Annotated in this window: 8 protein-coding genes and 1 pseudogene; 1 reads left to right on the top strand and 8 read right to left on the bottom strand. The window is 51.1% G+C overall.

All coding sequences use genetic code 11. From position 1 onward, the window contains the following. Nucleotides 1–260 precede the first annotated feature (260 nt). Nucleotides 261–1,085, top strand: a complete 825-nt coding sequence (locus tag Q2J39_RS09625) for a DUF4230 domain-containing protein (protein WP_288340396.1) — start codon at nt 261–263, stop codon at nt 1,083–1,085. A 192-nt stretch (nt 1,086–1,277) separates the two neighbouring features. Here Q2J39_RS09625 and rpoE read toward each other — a convergent pair whose 3' ends face one another. The 8 genes and pseudogenes from rpoE to Q2J39_RS09585 form a co-directional block, all read right to left on the bottom strand. Further along, nucleotides 1,278–1,616 (bottom strand): DNA-directed RNA polymerase subunit delta, encoded by a 339-nt coding sequence (gene rpoE, locus Q2J39_RS09620; RefSeq protein WP_230266977.1) that lies wholly within the window; start codon nt 1,614–1,616, stop codon nt 1,278–1,280. Nucleotides 1,617–1,641: 25 nt separating this feature from the next. Continuing rightward, nucleotides 1,642–3,282, bottom strand: coding sequence for an arginine--tRNA ligase (argS, locus tag Q2J39_RS09615; protein WP_288340394.1), 1,641 nt, complete (start codon nt 3,280–3,282; stop codon nt 1,642–1,644). Between the two features lie 29 nt (nt 3,283–3,311). After that, nucleotides 3,312–3,713, bottom strand: coding sequence for a hypothetical protein (locus Q2J39_RS09610; RefSeq protein WP_288340392.1), 402 nt, complete (start codon nt 3,711–3,713; stop codon nt 3,312–3,314). 213 nt (nt 3,714–3,926) lie between these two features. Next, nucleotides 3,927–5,153, bottom strand: coding sequence for an HD domain-containing protein (locus Q2J39_RS09605; RefSeq protein ID WP_288340390.1), 1,227 nt, complete (start codon nt 5,151–5,153; stop codon nt 3,927–3,929). Then, on the bottom strand, nt 5,134–5,409 hold the full coding sequence (locus tag Q2J39_RS09600) for an RNA-binding S4 domain-containing protein (RefSeq protein ID WP_230266973.1): 276 nt from the start codon (nt 5,407–5,409) through the stop codon (nt 5,134–5,136). The genes Q2J39_RS09605 and Q2J39_RS09600 overlap by 20 nt, the downstream gene beginning before the upstream one ends. Before the next feature lie 3 nt (nt 5,410–5,412). After that, on the bottom strand, nt 5,413–8,850 hold the full coding sequence (gene mfd / locus Q2J39_RS09595; protein WP_288340387.1) for a transcription-repair coupling factor: 3,438 nt from the start codon (nt 8,848–8,850) through the stop codon (nt 5,413–5,415). 269 nt (nt 8,851–9,119) lie between these two features. Further along, nucleotides 9,120–9,677: pseudogene (gene pth, locus Q2J39_RS09590) on the bottom strand (aminoacyl-tRNA hydrolase); the annotation flags it as partial. Further along, nucleotides 9,674–9,928: a hypothetical protein gene (locus tag Q2J39_RS09585; protein ID WP_230266971.1), complete on the bottom strand. Its 255-nt coding sequence runs from the start codon at nt 9,926–9,928 to the stop codon at nt 9,674–9,676. The gene Q2J39_RS09585 and the pseudogene pth, both read right to left, overlap by 4 nt. Between the last annotated feature and the right edge of the window lie 270 nt (nt 9,929–10,198).

Genomic DNA, 10,198 nt, shown 5'->3' with positions numbered 1-10,198 from the left:
GTCCGAACAAAGGGTTCTCTCTAATTATCGTGTCCTTGACATGGGGTACACTTCAGAATTTGCTTATTTATTTTTCTTAATTTTTTCCTAAAGCGTTACATTTTACTTTTCAAGTATAATAACTACGCATTCACCTGCTTGGAAGATGCAAAACGCTGCAGGCAAAGAACAGGCGCCCATTTTTCTCATATCTTACAATTCCTGTTTCCCTGCATCCCTCAATTTTATAGAGACAGACAGTTAAGGAGGCGAAAGCAGATATGTCAGATCCAGTAAAAAACAATTCTTCGAATCGGGAAAAAAGCGGTGCCGAATCCGCACGTACCAGAAGTACGAACGAGAACTCCGCAGGGAAAATGCCCCGCAAGCGGAAAAAGCATTCTCTCAGTTTTAACGCCGTTCTCATGCTGGTCATTCTGGCTGTCGGACTGGTCGCAGGCGTCGGCCTTACGAAATTTTTTCAGGTTACAGACCGGTACGAGCAGAAGTCGACAACCCTTTCCAATGTTTTCGCAGAGTCCAACGACATCGTGACCTGCTACAACTACTACACCGGCATTGGAAAAATTGAAGGGTCCAAGCAGTTTCAGGAATGGAACATCCCCTTTACCGGAAAACGGCTGCTCTATACGTTCCAGGGAAAAGCCCTGCTTGGCATCAACGGAAAGAAGATTGAAGTCGACACGGACGAAGAAAACAAAATCATTCATGTGCACTGCCCGGCCATTCAGATTCTTTCCAACGAAATCGATCCAGGATCGATCGAAGTGTATGACGCGAGCAACAACATCTTCAATCCGCTGACCGCTGAAGAAATCTATGACAATCTTGAAGTGGAAAAGTCAAAGCAGGAAGAAGAAATGCTTTCCAACGGAGCCATTGAAGCCGCGGAAAGCAACGCCAAATCCGCGCTGACCGATATTCTCCGGCTTTCCGGAAAAGTAGACGGCTATACGATTGAAGTCACCGTAGAACCGACCGATCTGCTCACCGACCGCAGCGACATTCTTACCGACAGCGGCGAGAAGAGCTTTCCAAAAGACGCAGACGAAGCCAACTCGATCTTAGAATCGGCAGCCAGATAGATCCGCAAAAACCGGAGGCTCTTACAGAAAGCCGCACCGGCTTTGCTTATTAAAACAGGAAACATAAAGAACGGAGCTGTTCTTCTCAGGTGGAAGAGCAGCTCCGTTTATTTATCTGATCTGTATGTTTTCTTCGAATGCCGGTCTGATTTACTCTTGTCGGCAGGCGAAGGTCGGAAGAGTTCGAGAAGACTATTCTTCTTCCGATTCTGTTTCTTCGACGACTTCTTCTTCTGTTTCGTCATCGTCAGCCGGAACGAAGTCTTCTTCGTCCTCAACGCTGAGCGAATCTGTATCCACAACCGTCGATGCTACGGTCTGACGCGTACGCAGGTCCCATGTGTTTTTCGGCAGGGAAGCGAAGCGGCCGTCAATGGACAGGTCGCTGTAAAACTGTGCGATGTTGTCATCGGCCTGAGAAGGGGTAAATCCCATTCTCTCTTCTACGATGTGCCAGAGGTCCATGAACTGCATGGGCTTCTTTTCATCGGTTAAAATGTCGAACGCGTTATCGATCATAGATTTTTTCATACGATTATCTCCTCGTGATCACAAATTACATGGATTCAGGTGCGGATACACCAATCAGACTCAGAGCGTCGGCCAGCACAATGCGGGTTGCCTGCAGCAGACCAAGACGCTGAGCGCTGAGTTCGTGGTTAGACGGGTCGTTGACTTTGCATGCGGAATAAAAGCTGTGGAACTTCGAAGCGAGGTTCTGAATATAATGCGAAATCTTGTGAACCTGTCGGGTGCGAGCGGTCTGTTCGATGACGTTCGGGTACTGAGCCAGAGTTTTGAGAAGATCAATTTCCTTCTCGTGAACGAGGCCTTCATAAGACTGTACGGTCGGATAGTTTTCACTCTGAGCGGCTTTCAGAATCGAACAGATTCGTGCATGCGCGTACTGCGCATAGTAAACCGGGTTTTCGTTGGACTGAGCAACGGCGAGATCCAGGTCGAAGTCGAGATGACTGTCGAGGGCTCTGCTGCTGAAAATGTAGCGGGCTGCGTCCACGCCAACCAGATCGACGAGGTCCATGATCGTCCAGGCATTTCCTAAACGCTTGGACATCTTGACTTCTTCTCCGTTGCGGACCAGACGAACCATCTGAATGATATCCACATCCAGTTTATCCGGGTCATTTCCCATAGCGGCCATGGATGCCTTTAAACGAGGAATATAGCCGTGATGGTCGGCACCAAAGAAATCGACCAGCTTGTCAAAGCCGCGTTCGCACTTGTCGTTATGGTAGGCGATATCCGGAACCAGATACGTCAGCGAACCATCCTGCTTGCGCAGAACACGGTCTTTGTCGTCGCCAAAGTCCGTTGTGCGAAACCAGAGTGCCCCGTCTTGCTCATAGGTATAACCGTTTCGCTCCAGAATCTCAAGAGCCGTGTCCACTTTTCCAGCGTCGCGTAAAGCCTGTTCGGAAGTCCATACATCGAAGTGAACACGGAAGCGGTCCAGGTCATGACGGATCTTGTCCAGCTCGTAGGCAATTCCCTCTTTTCTGAAGAAATCGAGGGTTTCCTTCGTCGGTTCGAGATAGACATTCGGGTGCTCGCGGGCAATTTCTTCGGCTTTGACTTTAACGTCTTCGCCCATGTAGCCGTCCTGACCGATTTCGGCTTCCTGGCCATGCGCCTGCGCATAGCGGGCCCATAAGGACTGCGCCAGATTGGCAATCTGGTTTCCTGCGTCATTGACATAGTATTCGCGGGTTACGTCATAGCCGGCTTTCTTCATAACGCGCGAAGCGGAATCGCCCCACGCCGCGCCGCGGGCATGACCAAGGTGCAGATCGCCGGTCGGGTTGGCGGAAACGTATTCGAGATTCACGCGGATGCCGTTGGGTTCAAACTGTCCGTATTCCGATTCCTTTTCCAGAATCGTCGGGATGACGCGGGAATACTGATCTTTTTTCATCGTGAAGTTGATGAAGCCGGGTCCGGCAATTTCGGCGCTTTCGATGGAATCGTCATCGAGCGCAGCAACCAGTTCCTGCGCAATAATCAGCGGCTTTTTGCGGAGGGTACGCGCCAGCTTCATCGCCAGGTTTGTCGCATACTCGCCCTGTTCTTTTCGTTTGGGAATTTCAATGGTAATTTCCCCGGGCTCCAGGCTCAGATCCCAGGCTTTTTTTGCGGCGGACGCCAGAGCGTTGGCCAGCTGCAGATCCATAGCAGACATATTGTTCACTCCTTCATGCCAGTTTTATGTCATCCGGTCCGCCCTGAGGGGGCAGCCGGTTCGTGTTCGATAAAACAGAAGTCTTCGCTTTGCAGTTCAAACTGAAATTCAGCTTCTTCTTCAATTTTGTAGCTCACCAGAATCCGATGCGGTTCGCGGACAATGCGCACATCGCTCAAGACGGCTTCCAGTTCGCCGAATTCGCTGAAAATTCGCACCCGGCCCTTGCCGGAATCAAACAGGGAAAGCACGCTCAGCGCTTCCTGCTGATTTTCAATCACAATGCCTTTCGGAAGAATTTTCCAGACGCAGTGACAGTCCTCGGCTTCCATGGTGACAAAAATTCCTTTGTTCTTTTCTTCAAACTCCGCTTCTCCTTTAAAAATCTCGGTTTTCGCAGTGAGTTCGCATAAAGCGGCTTGACTTTTCATAGCGAAGAAAAGTTTAACATACAGATTCTTCTTTTCAACGGATTACCCATCTCTCCGGCTTTATTCATCGTGAAAATCCGCCCATACGCGCCTCGTCTGCCCCTCTGCGCAAAATCCCGTTTTCTCGCGGGAAGAAGGACCGCTGCAGAAAACGGGAAAAGACAGACTCAACAGGTATGCCAGACAGGCTTGCCGTCCGAATACAGGCGGCGTTTACGAAGAAGCGGTGTGGACTTCCTTGGGGAAATACACACGGATCTGCTGGGGATTTTTCATTTCCAGCAAAGACCGCACCACCACCGAACAGTCCGAAAGCGGAAGCAGTCTCTCCTGGTCAAGAACGAGAATCGGCTTGGACTGCTCTTCCTGATACGGCAGAAATTCTTCCAGTCGAATCGGTTTAAGATGAACATAGTAATCCGGATCAAAACTCGCTTTTCGCGTCTTTTCGCGAATGGCTTCGATTCGCTCGGGACTAGCTTCGTTTTCCCAGCGCGGCAGACGCCGATCGCATATGCGATGGGCCAGATCGGCAAGAATGGGATCCTTGGCGGATTTCGCCGCTCCGATTTCGCTGATCAGAACGTAATCGTCCAACTCCAGAAAGCGCTCCGGATCAAAGGGCTGATCAAATACAGGCTCGAGCGCTTTCGATCCGTATTCTTCAAAGTTTTCCTGACGCAGTCTGGCATAGCGCGCAAAGAAAGCCTGAACGAGCAGATCGTAGCCAAACGCATCGGGATGGAGATACACCTGCCAGTACATCTGATAGCGGCCCATGATGTAGTCTTCGACCGAATGGACGCCGCTTTTTTTAATGCACAGACGGCCGTCCTTCACACGCAGAGTACGCAGTATGCGTTCCAGATCGAAGCGGCCGTAGCTCGTTCCTGTCTCGTAGGCGTCGCGAAGCAGATAGTCCATGCGGTCGCAGTCGAGCTGCGAGCTGATCAGATCTTCCAGAAGCGCGCAGCCGGATCGATGCTCCAGAATGGCAGCCACCATGGCGGGCAGTTTCGGATTTTCCCCGGTCAGAATTTTATACACTTCGCCTTCGGGGTTCGTAATCAGACGGCACGTAACGGCCTCATGGTGAATATGGGAGATCGCCTCATAGCTGTGCGAAAGCGGTCCGTGACCCAGATCGTGCAGGAGCGCCGCGCAAAGCGCCGCGGTCTGTTCGAATTCATCGAGCGTATCCGTCACGCCGGGCACTTCGTTCAGAATGCGCCGGCAGATTTCATACACGCCCAGACAGTGGGAAAAGCGGGAATGTTCCGCGGTATGGTAAACCGCCATAACGCCCCCTAGCTGATGAATGCGGCGCAGACGCTGAAATTCCGGCGCGTCGAGAAGCTTCCAGATGACCTGCAGATCAATATGGATATAGCCGTGGACGGGATCGCGCAAAACGCGCGTCTCATTCAGCCGGCGCATCATAGTCTTTTTTCTCTTCGCGCAGCACTTCAAACATCAGAAGCGCTTTTTCCTTGGACGCCTGTTTCGGCGTATCGAGCACCCTCACTTCCAGAAGCCGGTTGCCAAACTCCATGCAGATCACATCGCCTTCTTCGACTTCGCTCGACGGTTTCGCCGTGCGTCCGTTGAGCTGAATGCGTTTTTGAAGGGCAAGTTCCTTAGCGGCTTCGCGGCGTTTGAGAATGCGCGCGGTTTTCAGATATTTATCAAGTCTCATGGTTTACCCCTTTCGAAAGAGCGGATCGGACAGGACCGAAATCACCTGTTTGAGCTGAGCCATATAGTTTTTCTTTTTCGGCAGGCTGACCTGAATTCGTCCATTTTTGAAGGTGAGCGCGATTTCCTTGGAAAGAGCGTTCATGGCTTCAAACAGCTTGAGGCCGTCTTCGTTCCGGCTCCAGGATGCGCTCATGACAATCTGAATCCGGCTGTTCTGTTCGCTGACTTCATCGACGCCTGGACGCGAAGCGAACAGATCGAGGCGCTTGGCATCGAACAGAGCCTGCACTTCCTTTGGAATTTTTCCGAACAGGTCGGCCGTTCGGAATTCAAAGTCTTCGAGTTCCTTTTCGGTGCGAATGGCCCGGATTTCCTGGTAGAGCACCAGCTTGTCGCCGTCGTTATCCGAGAATTTTTCCGGAATATAGCCCTGAATCTGCACATTCGCGCTTCTGGCGCTGTTGGCTTCCGCCGTTTCTTCGGCTTCTTTCAGTTCTTCATCGACCGGCTGACCCGCGGCTGCCTTCTTGCGGGCGATGGCATCGGAAAGCATGTCGAGGTACAGATCGAGACCGACGGAATCGATAAATCCAGCCTGTTTTGGACCAAGCATGTCGCCGGCACCACGGATCGTCAAATCGCGCATCGCGATTTTGTAACCGGAACCGAGCTGCGTGAATTCCTTGATCGATTTCAGACGCTTCGTCGACTCTTCGCTCAGCTGCTTGTCCGGCGTTACAAGCAGATAGCAGTACGCCAGTTTTTCCCGTCGGCCAACACGGCCGCGAATCTGATACAGCTGGGCCAGACCGAAACGGTCTGCGTTTTCGATAATGATCGTGTTCGCGTTGGCGATATCGAGTCCCGTTTCGATAATCGTCGTGCAGACGAGCACCTGATATTTACCGCGCGCAAATTCTGTCATGACGTCTTCAATCTGTTCACGGCTCATTTTTCCGTGGGCAACGCCAATGGAAATATCCGGGAATTTCTGCTGAAGCTCATGCGCCTTGAGGTAAATGTCTTCGACACGGTTGTGCAAAAAGAACACCTGGCCGCTGCGGGAAAGCTCGCGCTGAATGATTTCTTCCACTACCGGACCGCGCTCTTCCATAACGTACGTCTGGATCGGATGACGGTGCGCCGGCGGAGTGGTCAGCTGGGAAATGGTGCGAACGCCGATCAGCGACATCTGCAGCGTCCGCGGAATCGGGGTAGCCGAAAGCGCCAGCACGTCGATCGAGTTTTTCATTTCCTTGATTTTTTCCTTGTGACGAACGCCAAAGCGCTGCTCTTCGTCAATGATCAGAAAGCCAAGATCCTTAAAGCTGACGGTATTGGACAGCAGCCGGTGCGTACCGACGACAATATCGATCTGTCCGTTTGCCAGATCTTCCCGGATCTTTTTCATTTCCTTTGTGGAAATGAAGCGGTTGACCAGCGCGATACGCGCTCCGGTCGGTTCAAAACGCTTTAAAAGCGTCTGGTAGTGCTGCATGGAAAGAATGGTAGTCGGGCAAAGGAACGCCACCTGCTTGCCGGCGCAGATCGCCTTATAGGCACAGCGCATGGCCACTTCGGTTTTTCCATACCCGACGTCGCCGATCAGCAGATGGTCCATCGGCTTGGCCTTTTCCATCTCGGCTTTAATTTCCGCCGTTGCCTGCAGCTGGTCGGGCGTGGATTCGTATTCAAACGATTCATCAAATTCCCGCTCGAGCGCGTCGTCTTTCGGGAACGCAAATCCAATGTCTTCCGTACGGGCGGCATACAGTTCGACCAGACGCCCGGCGATTTCTTCGACTTTCTGGTTAACCTTCTTTTTCGTCTTTTCCCATTCGCCGGTGCCCAGCTTGGACAGCTTGACTGCACCGTCCTTGGACACGTACTTGCGGATCAGCTGGAACTGAGAAAGCGGAACGAAGAGGTTTTCGTTGCCGCGGTACATAACGTGCAGATAGTCCTGCTTGACTCCGTTCTGCTCGCGGGTTTCCACGCCGATATACTGTCCAATTCCGTATTCCGCATGGACGATATAGTCGCCGGCCTCAAGTTCCATAATGTTATTGAGCGCATTCGAACGGGAGAACGTCTTCTGATACGGCACTTTACGGTTCAGATGCGAGAAAATTTCACGGCGCGTATACACCATATAATCCGGGGTCCGAAAGCCCTGATAAAAAATCGGATCGGTCAGCTTCAGTGAAGAAATATCGATCTTTTCCTTAAGCAGATCGACGTCTTCGCGCTCGAGCGCAAAATAGACATTGTCCTTTCTGGCTTCTTCAAGAACCCACTGCCGGTAGTTCAGACCCGGAGCGTCGATGTTTTCAATTCCCGACTGGACGGGATGATCGTGATCCAGGAACGTATGAATTTTGAGCGGCTCGGACTTCTTTTCGAGTTTGTACAGATCATGAAACAGGATGTATCTGGGCAGCGCGTGGAAATCTTCGACTTCTTCCTGCATGAACTGCACGTTATCCTGCACAGTCTTTTTCGCGTTTTCTTCTACGCCTTCCACTGTGGAGAATACGGTCATCGCGTCCGGCGCATAATCGAGAACGGAGGCGCTGTCGAGCCAGGCGTAGTAGCGGTACAGATGAGGCTGCGGATCGTGCGTTTCGATCGCTTCCAGATCCTTTTCGATCGCATCCCGTAAAAATTCCTGCCCCGCCGGATCTGTGCGTTTCAGCTGTTCTTCCAGTTTGACCGGCAAAATTTCCTTAAGTTTTTCAATCTGTTCGTCGCTGAACAAAATATCGCTGGCCGGAACGAGCACCGCTTCATCAGTGGCGCGGATCGTCCGCTGGGTATCCGGGTTAAAGAAGCGGATGGAGTCGATTTCCGTATCAAAAAATTCGATACGGATCGGATCCGGGTAATTCAGCGAGTAAACATCGAGAATGCCGCCGCGGGAAGCAAAGCTTCCCGGGGTCTGCGCGTAGTTGACGTGCGCATAGCCGATACACAGCAGATGCTCCATGAGCGCTTTTCGAGAAAGCGTCTGCCCGGTACGAATGGTCAGGCAGCTTTCGTCAAAGTAGTTCACATCCGGCAGAAAGCGGGTGTAGGCAGCGGTATTGGTAATGATGATTTTTGGAAAGTCCTGACGCATCTGCACGAGAGCGGACAGCTGGCCTTCCCTCTCTTCGGGAGACGCTGCGATCGCCTGCAGACGCAGAGACTCATCCATGACGAAAAGTACGACTTCCTGCAGCAGCATCGCCAGACGACGGTACAGCTGCTGGGCTTCGTACTTATTTTTCTTCACAACAATGCGTGTTTTTCCATCCTGAAGGAAAGCAGCGGCCAGAAGCAGCGCTTCTTCCATCTCCCCGAGGTTGCCGACATTTCCATGAATCGACATCATTTCCTTTGTAACGGGATTGGCTTCGATGGAATTCAGAATGGGATTGATATTCTGGTCGGAAAGCATGGCCTTACTCCTTACTGTTCGGATTTATTCTGTCTATCCAGTGTTTCTTCTCTCTGATAGGTATACGAAGCGGATGCATTCTGAGATGCTTCCTGTGCGGCGAGCGCTTCTTTTTTCAGCTGCTCGGCGATGGCAGAGTCCGAAAGACTCCGGCCGGTCTCTTCCTGATAAAGAACATCCTTTTTTCCGGAATGGAACGTCTGCGCGTTCTGCTTTTTCAGCGCGGCGGCGAGCTTTTCGGCTTCCGGGTCGCTCTTTTTCTTTTTCGGCTTCACGTTGTAGCGATTCATCGCCTGGGTAAAGCCGTGATCAATGGAAAACCAGGCCGCTTTGACCGCCTGATCAATCGCCGCGTTCAGATCGTCCATTTCATCAGCGCGAAAGCGGGTCAGCACATAATCAATAATCTTAATTTTCGGATCCCGGCCGATGCCGACGCGGATCCGGTCAAAATCCTGTCCCATCGCCGCGCTGATTACGCTTTTCATTCCGTTATGACCGCCGGCGGATCCGGACGGCTTCAGACGGATGGCGCCTACCGGGGTATCAAGATCGTCATAAATGACCAGAAGATCCTTCGGTTCAATTTTGAAAAAGTCCATGCAGGCGCGAACGGCGAAGCCGGAGTTGTTCATATACGTCATCGGCTTCAGCAAAATAACGTCTTCCCCCTTGATGCGGGTTTTGACGTACTGGGCTTCAAATTTGTTTTTATTGATCTCCACGCCGGCTTTTTCGGCCAGCCGGTCCATGACCATAAACCCGGCATTGTGCCGGGTACGCGAATATTTTTCGCCTGGATTTCCCAGGCCGACAATCAGTTTCATAAATTTCTCCTTTTGCCGGGATCCGGCACGATACAAAGATCCGCTTGCTGCGCAAATTGCGCTGTGCTTCGGCTTGTTTCTGCTTCCTGTTTCGGCTTCGTTTTCGATGTTCCTATCTTATGCTTTTTCCCATGGAATACATGAAAATTCGCTTTTGCCAGATTGAAGACAAACCCTGTCAAATCGATGAATGCCAGCACCTCTGCCTGCGATCCGGATTGAAAACGAAGTTCTGTCCATTTATTCCCCATACCGTCTTGTCTTTTGAAGACAGTATTCTTTTTATAAATAAATTAGTTATAACTTTAACAGAATTTGAAATAGTCATGAAACAGAAAAAGACCACGGTTTCGGTCTTTATAGACATTGATTTAAATAGAACTTTCCCAATGAGCTTAACTATACAAATCGCTCGTTTTTGAAATTTCATCCCATCAGAGAGCCTTTTTCCGAGGCTCTCTTTTTAATTTTAAACTGTACCCCAGAAAGTGGACAATTTTTTTAGAGTCAACCTATTCCAA

The sequence above is a fragment of the uncultured Allobaculum sp. genome, from assembly GCF_948576815.1.
In the GTDB taxonomy this organism is placed as follows: domain Bacteria; phylum Bacillota_I; class Bacilli_A; order Erysipelotrichales; family Erysipelotrichaceae; genus Allobaculum; species Allobaculum fili.
The sequence above is the reverse complement of the archived record's forward strand: the minus strand, read 5'-3'. Positions and strand labels throughout refer to the sequence as shown.